This window comes from Kribbella qitaiheensis (assembly GCF_014217565.1).
GTDB classification, from domain to species: Bacteria; Actinomycetota; Actinomycetes; order Propionibacteriales; family Kribbellaceae; genus Kribbella; species Kribbella qitaiheensis_A.
In genome coordinates this window covers 3,065,071-3,087,563 of sequence record NZ_CP043661.1, presented here as the reverse complement: position 1 = coordinate 3,087,563, position 22,493 = coordinate 3,065,071, and the positions used below count along the sequence as shown (strand labels likewise).

Sequence of the window (22,493 nt, the reverse complement as noted above, 5' to 3'; positions counted from 1 at the left end):
CGCGGCTACTTCACGGCGCCTGCTGTCACACCGGCGACGAAGTGGCGCTGAGCGAGCAGGAAGCCGATCACCACCGGGATGCTGACGATCAGCGCCGCGGCCATGATCTGGTTCCAGTAGATGTTCGTCTGCGTCGAGTACTGGCGCAGGCCGACCGACAGGGTCCGGTTGGACTCCGTCGTCATCACCGACGCGAAGAGCACTTCTCCCCAGGCCGTCATGAACGAGTAGATCGCCACCGCGATCACGCCGGGCCGGGCAGCAGGCAGTACGACGCGGACAAGTGCGCCCATCGGCCCGCAGCCGTCCACCAACGCGGCCTCGTCCAGGTCGCGCGGGATGCTGTCGAAGTACCCGGCGAGCATCCAGATCGAGAACGGCAGGCTGAAGGTCAGGTAGGTGATGATCAGCCCGAGCCGGGTGCCGACCAGTTGCAGCCCGGTCGAGTTGTTGATGTTCACGAAGATCAGGAACAACGGCAGCAGGAACAGCACGCCGGGGAACATCTGGGTCGACAACACGGTGGTGGTGAACACCGTCCGGCCGCGGAAGCGGAACCGCGAGACAGCGAACGCCGCCAGGATCGCGATCGCCACCGAGCAGACCGTGGCGACCACCGAGACGATCGTGCTGTTCACGAAGTAGCGTGCCAGCGGCACGGTCTTCCACATGTCCACGAACGGGTCGAGCGTCAGGTTCGACGGCCACCAGGTGAACGCGCCCTGGACGTCGCGCAGCGGCTTCAGCGACGAAGTCACCATCACGTAGAGCGGCACCAGGACGAACAGTCCGAGCACGGCCAGTACGACGGCCCGGTAGACCTTGAATCCTCTGGTCTCACGCACGGCGGGACCTCCGTCCGGTGACGATGAGATAGGCGCCGGTCACGATCATCAGGAAGATCAGCAGCAGCACGGACATCGCCGCACCGGAGCCGAAGTTCCAGGTCAGGAACGACGCGTTGTAGATGTGGAAGGTGATCAGGTCGCCCGCCGGCGGTTGCGCCGTACCGAACAGCACGTACGGCGTGTTGAAGTCGCTGAACGTCCACAGGAAGAGGACGAGCACGAGGACCAGGTTGACCGGCCGCAACGACGGCAGCGTGATGTTCCGCCACTGCCGCACCGACCCGGCGCCGTCCACCGAAGCCGCCTCGTAGACGTCCCGCGGGATGCTCTGCAGACCGGCCATCAAGGTCAGGAAGGCGAACGGCCACAACCTCCACAGCGCCACCGTGATCAGCGACGTGAGCGCGTTGCCGCCGAGCAGCCAGAACGGGCGGTCGGACATCAGGCCGAGGTTGTCGACCAGGACGTGGTTCACCGCGCCGGTGTCGCGCTGGAGCATGAAGTTCCAGGTCAGGATTCCGGCGTACGCCGGGAGCGCGTACGGCACCAGGAACAGGGTCCGGATCGCGCTGCGGCCCTTGAACGGCGGCTGCAGCGCGACCGCGGCGGCCATCCCGAGGCACCAGGACAGGATCACGGTGATGAGCGAGAAGGCGACGGTGACGCCGAACGACTTCAGCAGGCCTTCGCCGACGCTGTTGTGGATGTCGACCGCGACCCGGTAGTTGTTCAGGCCCGCCCACGGGGCCGCCGACCAGTTGGCGATGAAGAACTTCGTCAGCTTCACGAAGCTCATCCAGATGCCGACCAGCATCGGGATGATGTGGATCAGCAGTTCGAGCAGTACCGCTGGGGCAAGCAGCAGGTAGGGGAGTTTCCGGCTCAGCCCGGGGCGATGGTCCGGGCCGCGTTTCTTGGCCGCCCGGACGCCGGGCACGGCCTCGGCGGGGACCTGTTCTGTGGCGACGGACATCCGCTCGCCTCCTGTCTGTGGATGGCCTGCGGCTGACAACCTCCTGTGGCCCGGGCGGTCTCGCCCGGGCCACAGCGGGGGTGTCAGCTACTGGCGGCCACCTGGTCCTGGGCCGACTTCAGTGCCGCCTTCACATCGTCGGCGGTCACCGTCCCACCGGTGGCGATCTTGCCGAACAGGCCGTTCATCGCCTTACCGACGGTGCTTTCGAACTGGTCCTCGGCTGGCACCAGCGGCAGCGGCTTGGACTTGGTGTTGTAGACGTCGGAGAACGTCGCCGCCTCGGCCGCGTCGGTCGTGAACACCGGCTTGGCGTCCTTCAGCACGGGCAGCGAGGAGAACGGCTTGCCCAGCGTCGTCTGGGTGGCCTCGTCCGTCATGTACTTGACGAACTTCAGCGCCGCGTCCTTGTGCTTGGTGTTCTTGAAGATCGACAGGTTGATCCCGGCCACGTGGCTGGCGACCGGCTGAGCGGCACCCGCCGGTGCGGGGAACGGCACCACGCCGTACTCGCCCGCCTTCATGCCGTTGGCAACGATCGACGAGTCGGCGTTGTTCTGGTTGATCACCATCGCGACCTTCTTGGTCGCGAAGTCGTTCACCGACTTGGTGCCGTTGTCGTACTGCGCGTTCGACGGGTTCGCGACCTTGTCCTTCTGCATCAGGTCGAGGTACCGCAGCACGCCTTGCACGTTGCCGTCACCGGTGAAGGTCGGCTTGCCGTCCTTGTCGAACCAGTCGGCGCCGTTCTGCGAGGCGTTGATGAAGGCGAAGTGCACGTTCTCGGTGTAGCTGCCGGCGGCCAGCGCCATGCCCCACTGCTTCTTCGCGGGAATGGTCAGCTTCTGCGCGTCGGTGACCATCTCTTCCCAGGTCTTCGGCGGCTGCAGTCCGGCGGCGGCGAACATCGCCTTGTTGTAGTACAGGCCGTAGGCGAGACCGTAGAGCGGGACCGAGGTCGGGTCCTCGCCTTCCTTGCCGCCGGTCGCCAGGGCCGTCGGCACGAACTTGTCCTTACCTCCGATCGCGGTCATCGCGTCGTTGTCGAAGGGCAGGAACGCGCCGGTCGCCTGCAGCGAGGCGGCCCAGGTGTTGCCGATGTTGAGCACATCGGGGCCCTGGCCGGAGGTGGTGGCGGTCTGGATCCTGGTCTGCAGGTCGTTCCAGCCGATCACCTCCAGGTTCACCTTGATGCCGGTGTCCTGGGTGAACTTCTGCAGGACCGGGGTCAGCACCTGCTTGTCGTTGTCCAGGCTGGTGCCCTGGTTGCTGGCCCAGTAGGTCAGCGTCTGATCTCCACTACTACCGCCATTCGAGCTGTCGCCGGAGTCACTGCCACCGCAAGCGGCCAGGCTGATTCCCAGGGCGGACACCGCAGCTGCGGCTACAAGCGAACGCAGTCTCACGTCGGACTCCTCGTCCCATCGAGCCTCCGGCAGACTGCGGAGGCGGGTCGGGCCCCATAGTGGCCTAACCGGTTAAGTATGGGAACCCGAACCGGTTCAGATGGGCCGGGTTCGTTAGTTATCCGTGATCTCGTACCCACCCGGAAAGCGCTTATCCGCCCGTTCCCGGTCGCTACGCGCACAATCGCGCAATCCCACCATCCGGACGCGAGGTTCGTACCAACCCCAAGCTAGCGTGTAGTAGTCCGACAATCGCGCTAAGTAACAAACGAAGCGTCCGCTGTTGTGAGGGTGCGGCGGTGCGCACGCCTCGCTCCGCCCCGCGACCCCCGCCGCCCCGCCCTACGCCGCCGCTTTCCTTCCCTTTTCTTTCGCCTTAGCTGTGGGCGGGCCCGCTCGAGTCGCGGACGCGTAGTACGCCTGGGGGCGTCTCCCAGTGCAGGCCGGACTCGCCTGCCGCGATCCGGAACAGCAGGTCCGCCGCCATCCGGCCGCGTTCCATCGTCTGCTGGTCGACCGCGGTGATCCCTGGCCGGGCGAGCTCGCACAGAGGCGAGTCGTCCCAAGCAAGGATCGACAGCTTGTCCGGCACCGCAGTACCGAGATCCATCGCCACCCGGAGCGCGGCAACTGCCATCAGGTCGTTGCCGAGGATCAACGCGGTCGGCGGCTTCTTCCCGGCCAGCAGTGAGCGAGTCAGCTCGGCGCCGTCCTCGTACCGATAGCTGCCCTCCAGATGCGTCACCCGGATACCGCGCTGCTGCGCCTGCTCCTGCAGCAACCGGACCCGGAGTTGCTCGTGGATGAAGTTGAACGGTCCGCTGACGTGCGCGACCTCCACGTGACCCAGCTCGGTCAGGTGATCCAGCAGCAGCGTCACGGTCTCTTCAGGTGAGCTGATCAGCCGGCCGACGCCGTCGTCCGGCGCGTTCGAGCTGACCACGACGCAGGGGACGCCCATCTCCTTGAGCAGCGGGACGCGCGGGTCGTCGTCGAGTTCGTCGAACAGGATGAATCCGTCCACCCTGCCCTGCCGGCTCCAGCGCCGCAGTACGGCCAGATCTTCGCCGTGCTCACCGGTCAGCCGCAGCAGCAGCGACGAGTCCACCTCGTTCAGATACTGCTCGATGCCGACCAGCGTGCGCATGTAGAACGCCTCGGTCGAGATCAGCGCCGGGTCCCGGGCGATCACGATGCCGATCGTGCGGGTCCGGCTCGCGGACAGCGCGACCGCGGCCGAGTTCGGGTGGAAACCGAGCTCCTCGGCCAGGCTGAGAACCCGTTGGCGAGTCTCCTCGCTGACGCCGGAGCGGCCGTTCAGCGCGTACGAGACGGAGGCCTTCGAGATGTCCAGGCGGCGGGCGAGATCGCTGATGGTGACGCGCTGACTCCGGCGTCCACCGCTGCTCGCCGGACCGTCGAGGGCGACCTGCTCGCCGTCGGATGATCCGGGTGCCGTCATCTCTTGCCTCCACCCCGCATGCCCCGGACATTAGCAGCGCCGTCCGCTTTCCGGCCGTTCCGTGCGGCTTGCCAGCAGTCTTGGATAGCGTTATCCCATGATCGCTGAACCTCCGGAACGCCTCGATTTCCTGCCCTGGGAGTACGCCGGTACCGCGTCGGACGAGGACCGCGCGCGGCAACTCGAGCGGCATCGCTTACTCGGCGCGGCAGGTGAGGCGGAGCTGGCTCCCGATGCCTTCGTCGCCGGGTCTGCCGCCGTGTTCTGCGATCGGCTGCGGATGGGGGAGCGGTCCTACATCGGCGCCCACGCGTACGTCACCGGCGAGATCACGATCGGCGCGGACTCGACCATCAACCCGTTCGCCGTGGTCCGCGGCCGGATCACCCTCGGCGACGGTGTCCGGATCGGCGCGCACGCCTGCCTGATCGCCTTCAACCACGGCACCGCCCCCGACCAGCCGATCTTCCGCCAGCCCCACACCGCCCTCGGCATCACCGTCGGCGACGACGTCTGGATCGGCTCGAACGTGGTCGTCCTGGACGGCATCATCATCGGCTCCCACAGCATCATCGGCGCCGGCGCGGTAGTCACCAAGAACATCCCCGACTGGTCCATAGCAGTAGGCAACCCAGCCCGCGCAATCCGAGACCGCCGGGATTCGCCCGCCCCCACACCCACGGCCTCCACCGCCACCCCCACCACCTCCGCGGCCCTCGCCTTTCCTGACCGCCGCGACCTCGCGGACCACCTTTCTGCTTTTGCTTCCCGGGCGCGTGAACAGGCGGGCGACCTGCTTGCGCGGTGCTATGACGGCGAGCGGTTCGTCGACCGCCCCGGCCTCGACCGCCCCGGCGCGATCCGCCCCTGGTGCGACGCCATCGAGCTCTCCGATCTGCTCCTCCGCCGAACCCCCGACGGCCACACCCGCGACGACCTCGTACGCCGGCTCCGCGCCCGCCAGGATCCTCGAACCGGCCTCGTCGCACCAGGCGACCTCGCCGATACGGGCCTGAAGCAACCATTCGACGGCGAACTCTCAGTCCTCCACGGCGAAGCCAGTTACCACATCCTCTGCGCCGGCTATGCCCTCCAACTGCTGGACAGTCGCTTCGAGCACCCGATCCACGCAGTCACCTCGATCGACCAACTCGAGACGCAGCTAAATCAATTGCCCTGGGCAAGAAATGCCTGGAGCGCAGGCGCCGCGATCGACGCAGCCGGTACGGCGATCGCCCGAAACCTCAACGACCACAACGATCCAGGCCCTCTGTCCACCCTGATCGGCTGGCTGACAACCCACGCAGACCCGCGAACCGGACTCTGGGGCCAACCAGACCCCGACAACGGCTGGCTCCAGGTAGTCAACGGCTTCTACCGCTTAACCCGCGGAACCTACGCCCAGTTCGGCCTCCCCCTGCCGTACCCCGAAGCCGCCATCCGCACGGTCCTCACCCACACCCAAGACCGACGCCACTTCACCGGCAACGCCTACAACGCCTGCAATATCCTCGACGTCATCCACCCACTCTGGCTCGCCGGCCACCAAACCGACTTCGGCAGAGCAGACGGCAAGCGGTGGGCCGAAAGCACTCTGGAAAGCATCCTCCCCAGATGGGTAGACGGCGCCGGTTTCGCCTTCGCACCCGACGGCACCGACGACCGCGCGATCCCAGGCCTGCAAGGCACCGAGATGTGGCTGGCCATCATCTGGCTGCTCTCCGACTACCTGGGCCACTCGGACGCCCTCACCTACCGTCCCCGAGGCGTCCACCGCCCCGAGCCCCTACACACCCTCCCACCCAGCTGACCGCTGCCGACGACCCCGGCGGCCGGCTTCCTATCGATAGCCGAGGCGATCAGGCCGGGGCGTACCGGAACCTGCACAAGCGGAACCCACAAAGCCGGCCCGATCAGTCGGAGGGGGTATCGGCCTCTGCATGCCAGGAGTGCCAGAGTTTGCCGTAGACGCGTCCTGCGCTGACGAGTTCGTTGTGAGTGCCGAGCTCGACGAGTTCACCGGCTTCCATGACCGCGATCCTGTCGGCGTCGTGCGCGGTCTGCAGGCGATGGGCGATCGCGATCACGGTGCGACCACGCAGTACGGCCGCTAGCGATTGCTCCGTACGCCGTGCGGTTCTGGGATCGAGTTGTGCAGTGGCTTCGTCCAGGATCAGGGTGTGCGGATCGGCGAGGACGACTCGGGCCAGCGAGAGTTGCTGGGCACTGGCGCCGTCGAGGATGGTCTCGTGGCCGAGCTCGGTGTCCAGCCCGAGTGGTAGATCGTCCAACCACTCGGCTCCGACGGCGTGCAACGCGGCGTGCAGTTCCTCGTCCGTCGCGTTCGGTCTCGCGATGCGCAGATTGTCGCGCAGAGTGTCGTGGAAGACGTGGTGATCTTGGGTGATGAGTACGACGTGTTCGCGCAGCTGGCCGGGCGGCAGGTCAGCAACTGGTGTGCTGCCGATGGTCACCGACCCGGTGTGCGGGCGGTCGAGGCCGGCGAGGAGACGCGCGAGCGTTGACTTCCCGGCTCCGGAGGTGCCGACGATGGCCAGCCGTTCTCCGGGCTGCACGATCAGATCGATTCCGTGCAGCACGTCCCGACCGTCCGTGTAGCTGTAGCGAGCGTTGTTCACCTGGATACGGTCACCGAGATCGGCGTCGACGTCCTGGATGTGCGCGGTCGGCTGGCGTTCCTCGTCGGAGATGCCAGCTAGCCCTTCGACGCGCGCGTAGGAGGCTCCGGCGCCTTGTAGTTGTTCGATCCAGAGCATCAGGATGTCGAGCGGGCCGACGAGCTGGCGAAGGTACACCGTCGCCGTCACCACCAAACCGATGCTGACCAGACCATTGGCGTGCAGGGCGCCGCCGACCAGGAGGACTCCCACCACTGGCAGTCCTAGCGACACGTCCGCCCACGGGAACAGCACAGTTCGCAGCCACAGTGCCCCTAGGCGGGCGGACCGGGCTTGACTGATGGCGGCTTCGGTGGCCTGCTCCCGGCGGTCTTCCAACCCGAGCAGTTCGATCGTCCGGGCGCCTTTGGCAGTGCTGGCGACGACGTCGGCCAGTTCTGCTCCGGACGCCGCTACCGCCAGATAGGCCGGCCTGGCGCGTTTTAGGTACCAGCGCACGGCTGCTGCGACGCCGATCAGGCAGGCGAGCCCGCAAAGTCCGAGCAATGGATCCAGGACGACAACGGCGACGATGAGGAACAGAGCGTGGACGAGGGCAACGAGTACCTCGGGTACGGCCGACCGCAACGTCAGAGCCACCACAGCTGCGTCGGTGCTTCCGCGGGCGATCAGGTCGCCGGTGGGCAGTTGGTCTGCGACTCGTGGTGGTAGTGCCAGAGTGCGCTTCAGGAATCGTTCCCGAACACGTGCTGCTGTGCGTTCACCGAACCGGTAGCCGATCTTCAGCGCCCACCAGGTCAAGGTTGTCTGCACGATCGTGAACACCAGCGCGCCGAACGCGAGCCGATCCACCTTGCTGAGCACGTCACCGGTGCCGGCTTGGATCGTGTCGATGATTCGACCGAGCAGCCACGGACCTACCAGCCCCGCTGCGGAGGCAAGCGCGTTGACAAGGATGATCGCGACCACGGCGCCTCGGTCCGCACGCAAGTCGCGGAGCGCTGCAGCACGGACTTCAGCTGTGCCTGCGATCGGCAGCTGCCTACTCATGGTCCTCCTGATCGCCCTGCGCACGGGACACCAGGTCTCGATAGCGGCGATCGCTGCGGAGGAGTTCGTCATGTGTCCCGACCGATGACACGCGACCATCGACGAGGACGATGACTTCGTCGGCGCGGTCCAGTACGAGCGGTGACGTCGTGGTGATCACCGTGGTCGAGCCGCGCCTGGTTTCGCGGAGCCGGTCGATCATGGCCGCTTCGGTGTTGGCGTCGACCGCGGAGGTCGGTTCGACGGCGAGCAGGACCTCGGGTGCGGCATAGACGGCGCGGGCAAGTTGGATTCGTTGCCGTTGGCCACCGGAAAGGTCACTCCCGCCGGCCGCGATCGACGCGTCCAGACCGCCGGGCAATGCTTGTACGACGTCTTCGGCTACTGCGGTGTGGAGGGCGGCGCGGATTCGGTCGTCGCCGGGTTCAAGGCGTCCCGCGACGATGTCGCGGACCGAGCCGGCGAACACCTCGGCGTAGTTGTCGGCGACAACCAACCGGCGCCTGAACTCGTCGCGGCAACCTCATCGATCCGTACGCCGGCCCAGGTCGCACCGTTCTCGGGATCGGTGCTCAGCTGACCCAGCCTCTCGATCACCGCGACTGCTTCCGCCGGACGCGCGGCGACCAGCGCGGTGAGACGTCCTGGCCGGATCGCGACGCCCGATTCCGGGTCGGCCAACGGGCCACCGTCAGTGGGGACGATCGCCGGGTCGCGGTCGTTGTCGTGCGTCACCGGCAGGTTGAGCAGATCGATGATTCGTTGACCGGCCACCCGCGCACGAGCGATGTCACCACCGCTCTCGATGAAGGCCGACACCGGCACGACCAGCACGGCGACATAGCCGTAGACGGCAACGACGTCTCCGATGGTGATGGCGCCGGTCGCGGCCATTCGCGCAGACAGCCACACCACGGATGCCAGGAACAGAGCCGGCAGCCCGCTGGACAGTGCGCCGACCCAGCTCGATGGCCCGGCGACCCGGTAGCCACGACTGACCAGTCCCTGCGACTGCTGTCCGTACCGCTCGGCGACGACCCCCTTCCCGCCGAGGCCGTTGAGCACTCGTAGCCCGGCCAGGACATCGACCAGGCGCGTCGTCAGCTGCCCCTGGTGCACGCGGTACTCGCCGCCGGTGCGCTCGATCCGCTGCAGGAACGGGCCCACCGCGACAGCGAGCAGCGGAACTCCGACGAGGACCATCACGGCCAGCAACGGCGAGATCGTGAACAGCGCGACCGCGACGACGCCGTACGCCACCACCGCGCCGACGCCGGGACCCATGACTGTCAATGCCTGCGCGACGATGTGTACGTCGCCGATGCCGACGGTCACCACCTCTCCGGCGCTCACGCGACGCGACAGAGAGGCGCCCAGGCGGGACGTGTGCCACACCGTTGCCCGGACCGAGCGAAACGATGCGTCCATCCGGACCTTGGTCATCGTGCGATGCCGCCCGATCGCCAGCAATGCGGTCAGCACGCTGACCACGAGCAGTACCAGAGCCCACCTGACGAGGGCGGCGGTTTCGCCGGCGACCAGTCCCTCATCGACCGCCCGGGACAGCACCCAGGGCGGCACCGTCAAGCCGACCATCCAGCAACTGCCGAACATCGCACCTGTCGCGATCCGCCGTGGCTGCGATCGAGCGAGCCAGAAGAGGAAGCGAAGCGAGCTGGTCAGATCACCGGGCTTCGGCGGGATCCACGTCTGGGTTGTCCTGTCCAGCCACTGGCGAATGGCAGCCATCCGTCACGTCCGCTGCCGTGCACCGTCGCTGGCCATGCGCCGACCGTATCCGGTCAGGCGGTCCGAACTGGAATCACCCCAGAAAGCTGGGATGGTGCCGGCCCCTGACCGGCCTGCTGGGCTCGACCGGGGACGTCTCGGTGGTCGGCTCCTGGTCCCTCGCGGCTGCAGGGGATCGGCAGCCATGGCCTAGCCTGAGCCAGTGGACCCCCGGACTCGACGGCTCGTCACCTCTGTCGTACTGCTGGCGCTACTCGCCATTGTGGTGATTACGGCCCTCGTGCGGTGACCGCTCGGCTCCCGGCCCGCTAACGTTCTGCGGCATGAGCCTGACGAGCGCGCGGTCGGTGTACCTGATGCGAGCGGGTCTGGTCCGCAACGTACGGACCGCGGAGCACCTGACCACCTTCGTCGTGGCCGGTGTCTCGACGGTGCTGATCACCCGGTTGATCCTGGGACTCAGTGGCTACCCGCAGATCGGCGGCAAGGGCCTGCACATCGCGCACGTGCTGCCCGGCGGCCTGCTGATGCTGCTGGCGATCTTCCTGCTGCTCTCGTACGTCGGACCGGTGGTGCGGCCGGCTGCCGCCCTGGTCGGCGGTGTCGGTTTCGGTCTGTTCATCGACGAGGTCGGCAAGTTCGTCACCTCGGACAACAACTACTTCTACCAACCGACCGCGGCGATCGTGTACGTCATGTTCGTACTGATTGTGCTCGGGTCCAGGTACGTCACCAACCGGCGGCCGATCGACCCGAAGGAGCAGTTGGCGAATGTGATCGACCATGCCGTCGAGGGAGTGTCCGGCGGGTTGTCCAAGCGCCGTACCGCGCAGGCGACGGAACAGCTCGGCCTGGTGGATGCCAGCCTCCAGGGTTGGCCGGAGACCCGGGCACTGCTGGCAGCCTGCCCTCCTGACGAGGTAGAGCTCGCCGCGCCGGTGGACGCTGCCTGGCAGGCCTTGCAGCGCGGATTCGTCCGGCTCGCGACGCATCCCTACGCACCGCGGGTGGCGATCGCGGTACTGGTGGTGCAGGCGATCGGTGCGCCGGCTATCGCGGCAGGGATCCGGTTCGACGACGGGCGGCTGCTGACGGACTTTCCGGTCCTCGGGGTAGCCGCCGGGAGCTTGCTGTCGGCAACCTTCACCGCTCGGGGCGCCTTGCGGTTTCGCCGTGGGGACCGGGTGCGCGCAGTACGGCTGTTCGAGCTTGCCGTGCTGGTGTCGCTGCTGGTGACTCAGGTGTTCCAGTTCGCCGGGACACAGTTCGCGGCCGTCGGCGGGATGACGCTGGACCTCGTACTGCTGGGGTTGCTCGGTGCCGAACGCGACCGGCTCCGGCAGGCGATCGCCGTACCGGCTAGGCCGAAGATGCGGGGACTGCCACCAGATCCTGCGGCTCCGCCGTTCCCCGAAGACCCGGGAGATCCTGCTTAGCTCGCTGTGCTTTGGAGCGTCGGCCGCCCCAGTTCTCGGTGCGGCCGATGAGGACCGGCGCCGTGGTGGCCACGAAGTACAAGCAGCCTGCCGTGAGCAGGGCGGGGACCAGACCGATCCCTGCGATCGCCGCACCGGCCGCGATCCCACCGAGCGGTACTCCGGTCCAGGCGATGGCGTTGGTCAGTGAGCTGACCCGGCCGAGCATGGGCCGCGGGATCCGCTCCAGGAAGAGTGCGCCCAGCACCGGGTTGATGAAGCCGGCGCCGATACCACCGATGGCGTAGACCGCCATCACCGACCAGACCGGGGCATCGAACGCCAGCAGGACGAACCGGGGCGCACCACAGATCAGGAAGGCGACCGTGAACACCACCTTCCGCGGGAGCTTGTCGCCGATCGCGGAGGCCAGCAGGGCGAACAAGGTCGCGGTGATGCCGAACGAGAGCAGGATCATGCTGGTGTGACCGGGACCGAAGCCGTGCTCCTTGATCCAGACCGGTAGCAGCACCGCACCGATCGCAGCGTCGAGCAGATTGGTCACCGCGATCATCAGGACCAGCGGCATCATCAGCTTGTCCCGGCGAAGGAACTGCCAGCCTTCCCGCAACTGCTCGAAGTACGTCGCCTGCTCTTCCGACTCGCTGCTCTTACTTGCTTCGATAGTGAGCCTCGGCACCCAGATCCGGATCAGAGCCGCGCAGACTGCGAAGGAGACGGCGTCCACCCAGAGTGCGTTGACCGTGCCGACCAGCGTGATGAGCCCACCGGCCACGCCGTAGGCGATGAATCCCGCCAGGCGTTCGGTGCTGCTCTCCAGTCCGGTCACGCGCTCCAGCGGCACCTTGGCAGCGGCGGCGATGTCGGGCACCAGCGTGCCCTTGGCCGCGTCACCGGGACCACGCAGCGCGCCTGCCACGGCTACGAGCCCGAGCAGCATCGGGAAGGAGAGCAGGTGCAGGGTGTGCAGCAGAGGGATCAGTGCGACTACCGCGGCGCTGGCGATGTCGGCGCTGATGCTGATCCGGCGGCCGCCGATCCGGTCGATCAGTGGGCCGCCGAAGGCCTTGCAGAGCACCAGCGGAGTCATCTCGGCGAACGCGACCAGTCCGGTCTTCATCGGTGAGCCGGTGGTGACCAGGACGAACCAGGGGATCGCGATGGCGCTCACCCGGGTGCCGCACAGCGACACCACGTTCGCGACCAGGAAGGCGATCAACGGCGCTTTGTGCGGCGTGCTGCTGGTGGCCGTCTGCTCTTCCGCCGGGGGCGGCTGGGCGGTGACCGTGCTCATCGAGACTCCCTGGGGTAGGCCTGGATCTGGACGGTGACCTGCTTGGCGCCCTCGGGGACCGGTGCGGTCAGGTCTTCGGTGCGGTACTTCTCCAGCACGGCCAGCACCTCTTGCACCATCTGGTGCGTCTCGGCGGCGGAGAGGTGAAAGAAGTAGTCGGAGATCAAGCTCGCCTCACGCCACTCCGGCGTCAGGGTCTGCAGGCTGTCGATGGCCTGGAACATGTTCTCGGCGTAGACCTGGCCGATCCCGTGCAGGAAGCCGAGGGTGAGCTCCGGCTCCTCGTCGAGCAGATGGCTCGTGTCGAACTCCGTGCCCTGATGTGCGGATTTCCACCAGCGGTCCCGGGCGTTGCCGCGGCTGTCGTCCTCGATGACCAGACCGGCCCTCGGCCAGCTGGCGCAGGTGGTAGCTGGTCGCTCCCGTGTTCACACCCAGGCGCTCGGCGAGTGTGGTCGCGGTGGCCGGGCCGTGGACCCGGAGCAGGCCGAGCATCCGGTTGCGCATCGGGTGGGCGAGGGTCCGCAGCAGCTGGGCGTCCAGGTGCACGGTCTTGTCGGGGCCGACCGGCTTGTCGTCGTTGCTCATGATGGTGAGTCTAGAACTGCAAAACTGGTTTGCAAAGAGTTTTTGCAAACCAGTTTTGCGATTGAGTCGAGTTGTCCACAGGGTCTGAAGTCACGGCTGGGAGTGGGGGCGTTCGCGGCATCTTCTTCAGTGAGCGGGAATTGACTCGGCCACCCGGGCCGGTCGGCCGCCGGCGAGAAGGAGTCAGACATGGTGCGGGTGATGCTGGAGGACGAGGACTACTGCGACGTCCCAGCCGACCTGATGACGTTCGACGAGGGCGTGGTGGTGTTCTGGCGGGAGGGGGAGGAGGTCGGCCGGCACCGGCAGATGCGGATCCGGTCGCTGGAGATGCTGGCCTCGCGGTCGATGGGCCGCCGGATCGAGGAGGCCCGGAAGACCTTCCCGAACGCGTACCGGAGCTGGAGTCCGGAGGAGGAGGACCGCCTGAAGGAGCTGCACGAGGGCGGGATGGGCAAGGACGTGCTGGTCAAGGAGCTCGGCCGGCAGCCGGGCGGGATCGAGGTCCGGATGCGCACCCTCGGCCTGTTGAGCGACGACGAGAAACTCCGATGACCAGGCCGGCCCGACGAGGTCCGCGAGGTGTTCTGCGGGCCGTCGCGGCGCGGGTCCTTGACGCCGGTCGGCGATACCGTTTTGTGATCCGTTGGAGCGGTCAGCGACAATGGCGCGATGCAGGCAGAGTCGGGTCCGGGCGGCCCCATCGGGGAGCCGGACGACGAGTCCGGACCACGCGAAGCGATCCGTGGGGCGCTGCTGGCGCCCGAGACGCTGGTCCGCGCGATCGGATCGGGTCGGCGCCGGGGCGCGGACGCGCCGCAGTACCAGCGGGTCGAGCTGCGGTATGTGGACCTCAAGGGGGTCCGGCACCTGCAGATCACCGAGTACGACGAGCGCCAGGCGCACACCCGGAACGCGACGGCCGGGGAGCCGGCGGCCGAGTCCGTGGACGGCCTGCTCTCGGCGCCGTACGGGAACTGGCACGTCGAGACGACCGGCGAGACGCTGCGGTTGCGCTACACCAAGAAGGGCAAGTCGCTGCTGCACCGGCAGGACGAGAGCCACGAGCAGAAGACCGGGCACGACCGGGTCAAGCAGCGCGCCCTTGATCCGGCTGCGCCCTTCCTGATCGAGCTCGGTATCAGCGACCACCTCGGCCGGGTCAAGCCGTCGCGGCAGTCGAAGTACAAGCAGATCGACGAGTTCTGCAAGCTGCTGGCGCCGGCGGTGGACGAGGCGCTGGCCGCCGGGCGGATCCCGTCCGGTCGGCCGCTCCAGGTGGTCGACCTCGGTTGCGGGAACGCGTACCTCACGCTCGCGGCCTACCACCTGCTCACCGTGGCCGGCCACGACGTCCGGATGACTGGTATCGATCGCACTCCGGCAGCCCGGTCGCGGAACACCAAGCGGGTTGCGGCGCTGGGCTGGCAGGACCACCTGCGGTTCGTCGACGCGACGATCGCGGACGCCGAGCTGGACAGCCCGCCGGACGTCGTGCTGGCCCTCCACGCGTGCGACACGGCCACCGACGACGCGCTGGCCCGGGCGGTCGGCTGGGAGGCTCCGCTGGTGCTCGCGGCACCTTGCTGCCACCACGACATCCAAAAGCAGCTCAAGAGCGTCGAACCACCGGCGCCTTACGGACCTCTCACCAGGTATGGCATCGTTCGTGAGCGGTTCGCGGATGTGCTGACGGATACGCTGCGAGCAGCCGTGTTGCGACAAGTCGGTTACCGGGTAGAGGTGGTGCAGTTCGTGGACAGTGAACACACGCCGCGCAATCTGCTGCTGCGGGCTGCCCGGACGGGCGCTCCGGCAGGCCCAGAGGTCCGCGCGGAGTACGAGGCGCTGGTCGGTGAGTGGCAGCTCAAGCCACGGCTGGCGGAGCTGGTCCTGGATCCCAACCGCGAGGCGGTGTTCTGAGCTTGCTGCGAAACGCCCTGACCGTGACCGCCGTGACCCTGCTCAGCCTGGCAGGGGCCGCGGTGCCCGCCGGTTCGGCCACGGCGATTACGCTCCCGCAGGCCGATCCGCCGCCCAGTCCGACGAAGCTGTTCACGATCCGCGACGCGCGGATCGACGAGTCGTCGGGTCTGGCGAAGAGCCAGAAGTACGAAGACCTCTGGTGGACGGTGAACGACTCCGGCGACACCGCCCGGGTGTTCGGCATCAACAACACCGGCAAGCTCAAGGCGGTGCTCAGCTTCAAGGCCCCGGTCAAGGACGTCGAGGCGGTCGCGGTCGACAAGGACGGCACGATCTACATCGCGGACATCGGCGACAACAAGGCCGACCGGGACATGATCGAGGTGTACACGATCCCGGAGCCGGACAAGCTCGCGGACGCGACGAGCGTGAAGTTCCATCGGTTCGACTTCAAGTACCCCGACGGCGCGCACGACGCGGAAACGCTGCTGATCAACCCGCAGAGCCGGCAACTGTTCTTCGTCACCAAGGTCGCGAAGGGACTGGGCGGTATCTATGCCGCGCCCGAGACGGCGTCGCGGGAAGGCACGAACGAGCTGACCAAGATCGCCGAGGGCCCCGCCGGCGTCACCGACGGCACCTTCATGCCCGATGGGCAGGTAGTGGTCCTGCGCAGCTACGTGGACGTCGCCCGAGTCGCCTGGGGCGAGGCGCCCAAGGTCGTCGGCCGCGCCGGCACGCCGCTCGCGCAGGGTGAATCGGTCGCCGTCGCCTCGAACGAAGGCAACTCGATCCTCGTCGGCAGCGAGGGCAAGGGCTCGGCCGTCTACGAGATGGCGGTACCGGCCGCCAAGGCGGGCACGACCAGCCCGAGCGCGACCCCCACCCCGAAGAACGCGGCCGCCGACAGCGGCGACACCAAGAAGAGCCACAACCTCCGCTGGATCATCATCGGCGCGGCCCTCTTCGCCTTCGTCATCACCATCATCACCTTCCCCCCAGGCCGCCGCGAACGCCTGGACCGAATGGCCGAGAACGCCCGCCTGACCGGCCAGGCCCCACCCAACGAACACCCCCGCCGCCGCACCCCCGCCGCCTGACCCCCGGCCGCAGCACCAACGCCTTCACACCGGCCGGCTAACTCCCGGCCGCAGCATCAACGCCTTCACACCGGCCGCCTAACTCCCGGCCGCAGCACCAACGCCTTCACGCTCGCCGCGCGCCCTGCATTCGCAACCGCATGCGTCCCTGCGACCCCCGCTTGCGCACTTGGCGCCCTGCGCCTCCGCGCCCTGCGTGTGTTGTGAAAAGCAACAGCCGTTCGCCCGGGAGGACGAACGGCTGTTGAGGTTTAGAACCGTCAGCGGAGCTTCTCGACTGTGTAGTCGATGGCTTGGGTGAGCTTCTCGACGTCGTCGGGGTCCACGGCCGGGAACATCGCGACACGGAGCTGGTTGCGGCCGAGCTTGCGGTAGGGCTCGGTGTCGACGATGCCGTTCGCGCGCAGCACCTTGGCGACCGCGGCGGCGTCGATGGAGTCGTCCAGGTCGATCGTGCCGATGACGAGCGACCGGGCGTCGGCGTCGGTGACGTACGGGGTCGCGTAGTCCGACTTCTCGGCCCAGTTGTAGAGGCGGTTGCTGGAGTCGGTGGTGCGCGCGACGCTCCAGTCCAGACCGCCGTTGCCGTTGATCCAGTCGGTCTGCTCGGCCATCAGGAACAGCGTGGCCAGCGACGGCGTGTTGTAGGTCTGGTTCTTGCTGGAGTTGTCGATCGCGGTCGCCAGGTCCAGGAACGCCGGGATCCATCGACCGGACGCGGTGATCTCCTCGACCCGCGCCAGCGCCGCCGGCGACATGATCGCGATCCACAGACCACCGTCGGCGGCGAAACATTTCTGCGGTGCGAAGTAGTAGACGTCGACCTCGTTCAGGTCGACCGGCAGGCCGCCCGCACCCGAGGTGGCGTCGATCGCGACCAGCGCGCCCTCGTCGGCACCCGCGACCCGCTTGACCGGAGCCATCACGCCGGTGGAGGTCTCGTTGTGCGGCCAGGCGTACAGGTCCACGCCGGCCTCGGCGACCGCGACCGGCCGTGTGCCCGGGTCGGACTTGATCACGCTCGGCTCGCCCAGGTGCGGGGCGAGTTGCGAGGCCTTGGCGAACTTGGAGGAGAACTCGCCGAAGCTCAGGTGCTGGCTCTTCTCCCGGATCAGCGCGAACGTCGCGATGTCCCAGAACGCGGTCGACCCACCGTTGCCGAGCACGACCTGGTAGCCGTCGGGCAGGTTGAACAGATCGGCGACGCCCTGCTGGACGCGACCAACAAGATTCTTCACCGGCGCCTGCCGGTGCGACGTGCCGAGCAGCTTGATGCCCTCGGTCGCCAAGGCCGCGACGGCCTCCGGGCGAACCTTGGAGGGACCGGCACCGAACCGGCCGTCGAGAGGCTTGAGCTCTGCGGGGATCTGAATGTCGCTGGTCACCAGCGGTTCCCTTCGTCGTCTGGCTGAATGCTTGCCGACGACGCTGTCAGCGATCTCCAGTGTTCCACACCTCCGACACACCCCCGTAACACCCCCGCATCCCGGACCACCCCGCCTCGCAGACCCCCCGCCTCGCGGACCAACCCCCGCCTCCCGGACCACCCCGCCTCGCGGACCACCCCCCGCCTCCCGGACCACCCCGCCTCGCGGACCACCCCCCGCCTCCCGGACCACCCCGCCTCGCGGACCACCCCCCGCCTCCCGGACCACCCTCGCATCCCGGACCACCCCGCCTCCTACTCGTGTTTGCGGGTGAGGGCTTCTTGGCCGGTGAGGACCGCCACCTGGCCGGTGTCGGTTGTCACCCACTCGCCGCAGGCGCCGCCGCCTTCGGCTACCCCGAGGTCGAGCGGGCTGCCGTCCATCCGCAGCGCCGGGTGGTAGTACTCGGCGACCTGCTCCGCCTCGCCCTGGATGTAGTGGCCGATCAGCGCTCGCCGGAAACGATCGCTGGTGACGTTCGGCGCGCTCCCGTGCACCAGAGCACCGTGGAAGAACAGCACGTCACCCGGCTCCATCTCGATCGGTACCGCGGCCGCCGCGTCCGGCAGCGGCACGGTGACATCGGTGAAGCTCACCTTGGTATCAGCCTTCTCGGTACACAGGATCGGCCACCGATGGCTGCCGGGCACCACTTCCAGGCAGCCGTTCGCCTGGTCCACCTGGTCGAGCGCCATCCAGGCCGCCACACAAGTACCGGGCTCAGCCTTCAGATAGAAGTTGTCCTGGTGCATCGCCTGACCACGCGACCCCGGCGGCTTGAAGTAGATCATCGTCTGTACCGCGTAGGGCGAGCTGCCGAGAATCGCGGTCATCACCGCGTCCAGCCGGCTGTCGATCATCCACCGCAGAGAGGCCTCGTCCCAGCGGTGCATCTGCGCCATCCGCGGATACCGGCGCAGCGGATCGCGGCTGTTCGCCCGTACTCCGACCGTGTCGCCCGGGTACGACCCACGTCCCCGCAGCGCCATGTAGTGCTCCCGGAGTTGCTCGACCTCGTCCACACCGAACAGCCCGCGCGCCAGCGTGTACCCCGAACGGTCGAACTCGTCCTTGAATGAAACGCTCATCCACATCTCCCGTGCTCGATCCCCGCTGGTCGTTCGGCGGCGCATACTGAGAACCTGACAAGGTAATTTTCCGAGACCAGCGATCCGCGAGCCACGGAAGTTCGACGCAAGGACTTGAGGTTTTGACGCATCAGCCAGCTCTCTCCACCGGACAGCCGCTGGACCTGCAGTTGCTGTCCCCGCCCACGTTCTGGCGATGCGAGCCGAGCTGGTCCTGGGTATCCCGCCCGCTGCCGAACTACCTGCTCTGGTGCGTCCTGGACGGCATCGGCCGATTGGAACTCGACAACCGGGCGACAGACCTAGGTCCGGGTACGTGCGCAGTCTTCGCCCCAGGCGACGCACCGACCGCGAACCACGACCCACGAAGGCGGTTGCTGGTCTTCGGCATGCACTTCACCGTCGGCGAGCTGCGGTCGGAGGAGGACCCGGCGGACGTAGTACCGGAGGAGCGGTGGAGTGGAGTGCGGGATCGGGTGTTGCTCGGTGCGTTGGCGAGGAGTTCGGATGCCGCGTTCAGGCGGGGTGATCGGCTAGGGGAGCGTCAGGCCGAGCTCTGTCTGGAGCAGTTGCTCTGCCTGATCTGGGAGGCGGCGCACGGTACGCCGGCGAGCGTGACCGACACCGTGATCGAGGAGGTCGCCCAGCTGATCCGGCAGGATCCAGGGCGCGACTGGAGTGTCAAGGAGATGGCCGCGAGGGCATCGCTGTCCCGGGCCCAGTTCACCCGCAGGTTCGTGGCCCAGAACGGCATGGCGCCGGCGCAGTACCTGATCAAGGCGAGGATCGACCGCGCCCATCAACTCCTGACGGAGACAGGGATGACGGTCACCCAGGTCGCGGCCGCCCTCGGTTACGCGGACGCGCCCTACTTCAGCCGCCAGTACAAGCAACGCACCGGCCACTCCCCAAGCACCGCCAAACCCCGCCCCGCCAACTAGTCCGACGGCCTCTCGCGCCAACTGCTGAGGGCCTGGTCGAGTTGTTCGCGGATCTGGTCTCGGGCGGCGGAGCGGGCCACGCCGGCCATCAGGAGTTCGTCGTACGGCGTGTTCTCGTGGCGGATCGATGCGACCACGGCGAGCGTGATCGCGTTCTCCTCCAGGGCACGGCCGGCTGCCGATCTGCCGACCCGGCCGCTGCTCCGGGTACCGGCATGGTTCGCGATCGCCTGGGCCCGCTCGGGCGGGCAAGCAGGGAAGAGCCGCGAGATCTCCGCCGTCATCCGCTGCTGAAACTCGACGTCCTCGTCGGCCCGCTTCTCCCGGGCACGTTCCCGCTGCCGCGCCCGTACGTCGGAGTCGGCGAGGCACTGTGCTTCGGCTAGCTCGAGCGCGGGTTGCTCGACCAGCACGCCCTGCCGTTCGTACCGTTTCCGCGCGCGGCTCCAGCGCACCACGATCGCCGACAGCGTGCTCTCCTTGCGCGCCCGCCGCGTGAGTGCGGTGTTGCCGGACGGGAGGAAGACCAGGTGGTCGAGATCCATGCAGGCCAGGCAATGCGGCGCGTCGTCCTCCAACCGCATCAGGTCGGCGTCGGTCGTCCCGCAGTCCGCACAGGAGAATTCCTTGAGCGGCGAGATGACCAACAGATCGTCAGGCTTCACCTTTGCTGCTGGACTCACGGCACCGACCTTACGTCCGAAGAACCGGCGGGACATAGCGGCCAGTTCTTCGGACGCGAGGTGCTAGGCCCAGTTGGGGTTCCAGCCCTCGATGGCGGTGGCGGGGCGCGGGTCCGGGCCGGAGTAGATCGCCGATGGGCGGATCAGGCGGCCGGTGCGCTTCTGCTCCAGGACGTGCGCGCTCCAACCCGCGGTACGGGCGCAGGTGAACATGGAGGTGAACATCGGCGGCGGGACCTCGGCGAAGTCGAGCACGATCGCGGCCCAGAACTCGACGTTGGTCTCCAGCACCCGGTCCGGGCGGCGTTCGCGCAGCTCGGCTAGTGCGGCCTTCTCCAGCGCCTCGGCGACCTCGTAGCGCGGTGCGTCCAGCTCCTGCGCCGTACGGCGAAGTACGCGGGCGCGCGGGTCCTCGGCGCGGTACACGCGGTGGCCGAAGCCCATCAGCCGCTCACCTGCGTCCAGCAGACCCTTCACATAGGAGCGGGCGTCACCGCTCTTCTCGACGCCTTCGATCATCGTCAGCACCCGTGCCGGTGCACCGCCGTGCAGCGGGCCGGACATGGCCCCGACAGCACCCGACAGTGCGGCAGCAACGTCGGCACCGGTCGAGGCGATCACCCGGGCGGTGAAGGTGGAGGCGTTCATGCCGTGCTCGGCGGCAGAGGTCCAGTACGCGTCGACTGCCTTGACGTGCTTGGGGTCGGGCTCGCCGCGCCAGCGGATCATGAAGCGCTCGGTGATGGTGGACGCCTTGTCCACCTCACGCTGCGGGACCATCGGCTGCCCGATGCCGCGCGCGGCCTGAGCGACGTACGAAAGGGCCATCACTGCAGCCCGGGACAGGTCGTCGCGGGCCTGCGTGTCGTCGATGTCGTACAGCTGCCGCAGGCCCCAGGCCGGGGCGAGCATCGCCAGCGCGGACTGGACGTCGACCCGGATATCGCCGGTGTGCACCGGCAGCGGGAACGGCTCGGCCGGTGGCAGACCCGGGGTGAACGAGCCGTCGACGAGCAGTCCCCAGACGTTCTCGAACGGCACCCGGCCGACCAGATCCTCGATGTCGACTCCGCGGTAGCGCAGCGCCGAGCCTTCCTTGTCCGGCTCGGCGATCTGGGTGTCGAAGGCGACGACTCCCTCCAGACCGTGCTGAACCTCGGTTTTCGGATCTGACATCAGCCGCTGACTCCCTTGTCGGTTATGGCGCCCAGGCAGCATAAACTTGTTGGTGGTGGCGAGGAAGCGCAGGTCGCCGCCTCACCGGACGGACAGATCTGTGACCGGTTCGGCGACTACTCTCGCTCGCATGCCTACCAAGCCGAACCCGCTGCTCGGGCTGCTGATCGGGATCGTAGTGGCCTGGGTCGCCACGACGCTGGTCAACTACGCCGGCATCAAACTCAACTATCAACGGACCGCGCGGTTCGACAACAGCATGGTGCACGGGCTTCCTTGGGTGCTGCTCATCGTGGTGGTGTCGCTGCTGGCCGGCTTCGTGCTGTCGATCCGGGCGCTCGCCGCCGGCGCGCTGGTGGGTGCTGGACTCTTGCTGACGATCGTGGGAGCGGCGGCGTTCGTCCTGCCGCTGCATCTGGCTTTCGACCTCGCCAAGCTGTTCGTGGTTCCGGGCACGGATATGGCCGGCTACCTCGTGTGGGACGGCTCGGTGCTCTTCATCGGCGGCATCCTGCTGGTGCTAGGCGTACGGCGCTGGATCACCGACGCCCGGAGTACTCCGCGACCGCGGCAGGACGTACCGGGGTACTACCAACCCGGCCAGACGTTTCCTGGCCAGCAGTACCCCGGCCAGTACGCACCCGGCCAGCAGCCGGGCCAGCAGGGCTACCCGCCGCAGGATGGTCCGCAGCACCGCTGATCTAGGC

The 22,493-nt window shown here is 67.7% G+C and carries 21 protein-coding genes; 7 read left to right on the top strand and 14 right to left on the bottom strand.

Going from position 1 to position 22,493, the window contains the following annotated elements:
- Positions 1–5 precede the first annotated feature (5 nt).
- The 4 genes from F1D05_RS14175 to F1D05_RS14160 all read right to left on the bottom strand — a co-directional run bounded on the left by F1D05_RS14175 (position 6) and on the right by F1D05_RS14160 (position 4,689).
- Entirely contained in the window at positions 6–845 is an 840-nt protein-coding gene (locus F1D05_RS14175) for a carbohydrate ABC transporter permease (protein WP_185448130.1), read from the bottom strand.
- Positions 838–1,821 carry a carbohydrate ABC transporter permease gene (locus tag F1D05_RS14170; RefSeq protein ID WP_185448129.1) on the bottom strand — a complete coding sequence of 328 codons (984 nt, stop codon included), beginning with the start codon at positions 1,819–1,821 and terminating at the stop codon, positions 838–840. The genes F1D05_RS14175 and F1D05_RS14170 overlap by 8 nt, the downstream gene beginning before the upstream one ends.
- 83 nt (positions 1,822–1,904) lie before the next feature.
- A complete protein-coding gene (locus F1D05_RS14165; RefSeq protein WP_185448128.1) occupies positions 1,905–3,227 on the bottom strand; it encodes an ABC transporter substrate-binding protein in 1,323 nt (440 codons plus the stop codon).
- Positions 3,228–3,603: 376 nt separating this feature from the next.
- On the bottom strand, positions 3,604–4,689 hold the full coding sequence (locus F1D05_RS14160) for a LacI family DNA-binding transcriptional regulator (RefSeq protein ID WP_185448127.1): 1,086 nt from the start codon (positions 4,687–4,689) through the stop codon (positions 3,604–3,606).
- A 97-nt stretch (positions 4,690–4,786) separates the two neighbouring features.
- On the opposite strand from F1D05_RS14160, the gene F1D05_RS14155 reads away from it, so the two are divergent.
- Positions 4,787–6,499, top strand: a complete 1,713-nt coding sequence (locus F1D05_RS14155) for an acyltransferase (RefSeq protein ID WP_185448126.1) — start codon at positions 4,787–4,789, stop codon at positions 6,497–6,499.
- A 103-nt stretch (positions 6,500–6,602) separates the two neighbouring features.
- Here the strand turns inward: F1D05_RS14155 and F1D05_RS14150 are convergent, their stop codons facing one another.
- Genes F1D05_RS14150 through F1D05_RS14145 form a run of 3 tightly spaced genes read right to left on the bottom strand, consistent with a single transcriptional unit; the run spans position 6,603 to position 10,127 of the window.
- Positions 6,603–8,378: an ABC transporter ATP-binding protein gene (locus F1D05_RS14150; RefSeq protein WP_185448125.1), complete on the bottom strand. Its 1,776-nt coding sequence runs from the start codon at positions 8,376–8,378 to the stop codon at positions 6,603–6,605.
- Positions 8,371–8,874: an ATP-binding cassette domain-containing protein gene (locus F1D05_RS38840; RefSeq protein ID WP_206686210.1), complete on the bottom strand. Its 504-nt coding sequence runs from the start codon at positions 8,872–8,874 to the stop codon at positions 8,371–8,373. The genes F1D05_RS14150 and F1D05_RS38840 overlap by 8 nt, the downstream gene beginning before the upstream one ends.
- Entirely contained in the window at positions 8,760–10,127 is a 1,368-nt protein-coding gene (locus F1D05_RS14145; RefSeq protein ID WP_206686209.1) for an ABC transporter transmembrane domain-containing protein, read from the bottom strand. Before F1D05_RS14145 ends, F1D05_RS38840 begins: the two co-directional genes overlap by 115 nt.
- A gap of 323 nt (positions 10,128–10,450) precedes the next feature.
- Here F1D05_RS14145 and F1D05_RS14140 point away from each other — a divergent pair, with 323 nt between their 5' ends.
- Positions 10,451–11,563 carry a hypothetical protein gene (locus F1D05_RS14140; RefSeq protein ID WP_246486684.1) on the top strand — a complete coding sequence of 371 codons (1,113 nt, stop codon included), beginning with the start codon at positions 10,451–10,453 and terminating at the stop codon, positions 11,561–11,563.
- On the opposite strand, the gene F1D05_RS14135 is transcribed toward F1D05_RS14140, so the two are convergent.
- Genes F1D05_RS14135 through F1D05_RS42975 form a run of 3 tightly spaced genes read right to left on the bottom strand, consistent with a single transcriptional unit; the run spans position 11,487 to position 13,364 of the window.
- A complete protein-coding gene (locus tag F1D05_RS14135) occupies positions 11,487–12,857 on the bottom strand; it encodes an MFS transporter (RefSeq protein WP_185448124.1) in 1,371 nt (456 codons plus the stop codon). The genes F1D05_RS14140 and F1D05_RS14135 overlap by 77 nt on opposite strands.
- Positions 12,854–13,081 (bottom strand): hypothetical protein, encoded by a 228-nt coding sequence (locus F1D05_RS14130; protein ID WP_185448123.1) that lies wholly within the window; start codon positions 13,079–13,081, stop codon positions 12,854–12,856. Before F1D05_RS14130 ends, F1D05_RS14135 begins: the two co-directional genes overlap by 4 nt.
- Complete coding sequence (locus F1D05_RS42975; protein ID WP_428995029.1) at positions 13,032–13,364, bottom strand: helix-turn-helix domain-containing protein; 333 nt, start codon at positions 13,362–13,364, stop codon at positions 13,032–13,034. Before F1D05_RS42975 ends, F1D05_RS14130 begins: the two co-directional genes overlap by 50 nt.
- Before the next feature lie 270 nt (positions 13,365–13,634).
- Between F1D05_RS42975 and F1D05_RS14120 the strand changes: the two genes are divergently transcribed.
- The 3 genes from F1D05_RS14120 (at position 13,635) to F1D05_RS14110 (ending at position 16,471) form a co-directional block, all read left to right on the top strand.
- Entirely contained in the window at positions 13,635–14,000 is a 366-nt protein-coding gene (locus tag F1D05_RS14120; RefSeq protein WP_185448121.1) for a hypothetical protein, read from the top strand.
- Positions 14,001–14,117: 117 nt separating this feature from the next.
- Positions 14,118–15,368, top strand: a complete 1,251-nt coding sequence (locus F1D05_RS14115) for a class I SAM-dependent methyltransferase (RefSeq protein ID WP_185448120.1) — start codon at positions 14,118–14,120, stop codon at positions 15,366–15,368.
- Positions 15,369–15,391: 23 nt separating this feature from the next.
- Positions 15,392–16,471 (top strand): esterase-like activity of phytase family protein, encoded by a 1,080-nt coding sequence (locus tag F1D05_RS14110; protein WP_246486683.1) that lies wholly within the window; start codon positions 15,392–15,394, stop codon positions 16,469–16,471.
- Between the two features lie 260 nt (positions 16,472–16,731).
- On the opposite strand, the gene serC is transcribed toward F1D05_RS14110, so the two are convergent.
- A complete protein-coding gene (gene serC / locus F1D05_RS14105; protein WP_185448119.1) occupies positions 16,732–17,856 on the bottom strand; it encodes a phosphoserine transaminase in 1,125 nt (374 codons plus the stop codon).
- A 296-nt stretch (positions 17,857–18,152) separates the two neighbouring features.
- The gene (locus tag F1D05_RS14100; RefSeq protein ID WP_185448118.1) at positions 18,153–18,986 is read right to left on the bottom strand and encodes a phytanoyl-CoA dioxygenase family protein; all 834 of its coding nucleotides are present in this window, start codon (positions 18,984–18,986) and stop codon (positions 18,153–18,155) included.
- A 122-nt stretch (positions 18,987–19,108) separates the two neighbouring features.
- Between F1D05_RS14100 and F1D05_RS14095 the strand changes: the two genes are divergently transcribed.
- On the top strand, positions 19,109–19,927 hold the full coding sequence (locus F1D05_RS14095) for a helix-turn-helix domain-containing protein (protein ID WP_185448117.1): 819 nt from the start codon (positions 19,109–19,111) through the stop codon (positions 19,925–19,927).
- Here F1D05_RS14095 and F1D05_RS14090 read toward each other — a convergent pair.
- Positions 19,924–20,610, bottom strand: coding sequence for a DUF2293 domain-containing protein (locus F1D05_RS14090; RefSeq protein ID WP_246486682.1), 687 nt, complete (start codon positions 20,608–20,610; stop codon positions 19,924–19,926). The genes F1D05_RS14095 and F1D05_RS14090 overlap by 4 nt on opposite strands.
- 63 nt (positions 20,611–20,673) lie before the next feature.
- Entirely contained in the window at positions 20,674–21,786 is a 1,113-nt protein-coding gene (locus tag F1D05_RS14085; protein ID WP_185448115.1) for a citrate synthase 2, read from the bottom strand.
- A 130-nt stretch (positions 21,787–21,916) separates the two neighbouring features.
- Here F1D05_RS14085 and F1D05_RS14080 point away from each other — a divergent pair, with 130 nt between their 5' ends.
- Positions 21,917–22,486, top strand: a complete 570-nt coding sequence (locus tag F1D05_RS14080) for a hypothetical protein (RefSeq protein WP_185448114.1) — start codon at positions 21,917–21,919, stop codon at positions 22,484–22,486.
- The last annotated feature ends 7 nt before the right edge of the window (positions 22,487–22,493 follow it).

Bases quoted from the DNA above. Each gene is read 5' to 3' on its own strand.
- F1D05_RS14170 (WP_185448129.1), bottom strand. From the start codon at position 1,821: ATGTCCGTCGCCACAGAACAGGTCCCCGCCGAGGCCGTGCCCGGCGTC.
- F1D05_RS14160 (WP_185448127.1), bottom strand. From the start codon at position 4,689: ATGACGGCACCCGGATCATCCGACGGCGAGCAGGTCGCCCTCGACGGT.
- F1D05_RS14155 (WP_185448126.1), top strand. From the start codon at position 4,787: ATGATCGCTGAACCTCCGGAACGCCTCGATTTCCTGCCCTGGGAGTAC.
- F1D05_RS14150 (WP_185448125.1), bottom strand. From the start codon at position 8,378: ATGAGTAGGCAGCTGCCGATCGCAGGCACAGCTGAAGTCCGTGCTGCA.
- F1D05_RS14145 (WP_206686209.1), bottom strand. From the start codon at position 10,127: ATGGCTGCCATTCGCCAGTGGCTGGACAGGACAACCCAGACGTGGATC.
- F1D05_RS14140 (WP_246486684.1), top strand. From the start codon at position 10,451: ATGAGCCTGACGAGCGCGCGGTCGGTGTACCTGATGCGAGCGGGTCTG.
- F1D05_RS14135 (WP_185448124.1), bottom strand. From the start codon at position 12,857: ATGAGCACGGTCACCGCCCAGCCGCCCCCGGCGGAAGAGCAGACGGCC.
- F1D05_RS14130 (WP_185448123.1), bottom strand. From the start codon at position 13,081: ATGTTCCAGGCCATCGACAGCCTGCAGACCCTGACGCCGGAGTGGCGT.
- F1D05_RS42975 (WP_428995029.1), bottom strand. From the start codon at position 13,364: ATGCGCAACCGGATGCTCGGCCTGCTCCGGGTCCACGGCCCGGCCACC.
- F1D05_RS14120 (WP_185448121.1), top strand. From the start codon at position 13,635: ATGGTGCGGGTGATGCTGGAGGACGAGGACTACTGCGACGTCCCAGCC.
- F1D05_RS14115 (WP_185448120.1), top strand. From the start codon at position 14,118: ATGCAGGCAGAGTCGGGTCCGGGCGGCCCCATCGGGGAGCCGGACGAC.
- F1D05_RS14100 (WP_185448118.1), bottom strand. From the start codon at position 18,986: ATGAGCGTTTCATTCAAGGACGAGTTCGACCGTTCGGGGTACACGCTG.
- F1D05_RS14085 (WP_185448115.1), bottom strand. From the start codon at position 21,786: ATGTCAGATCCGAAAACCGAGGTTCAGCACGGTCTGGAGGGAGTCGTC.
- F1D05_RS14080 (WP_185448114.1), top strand. From the start codon at position 21,917: ATGCCTACCAAGCCGAACCCGCTGCTCGGGCTGCTGATCGGGATCGTA.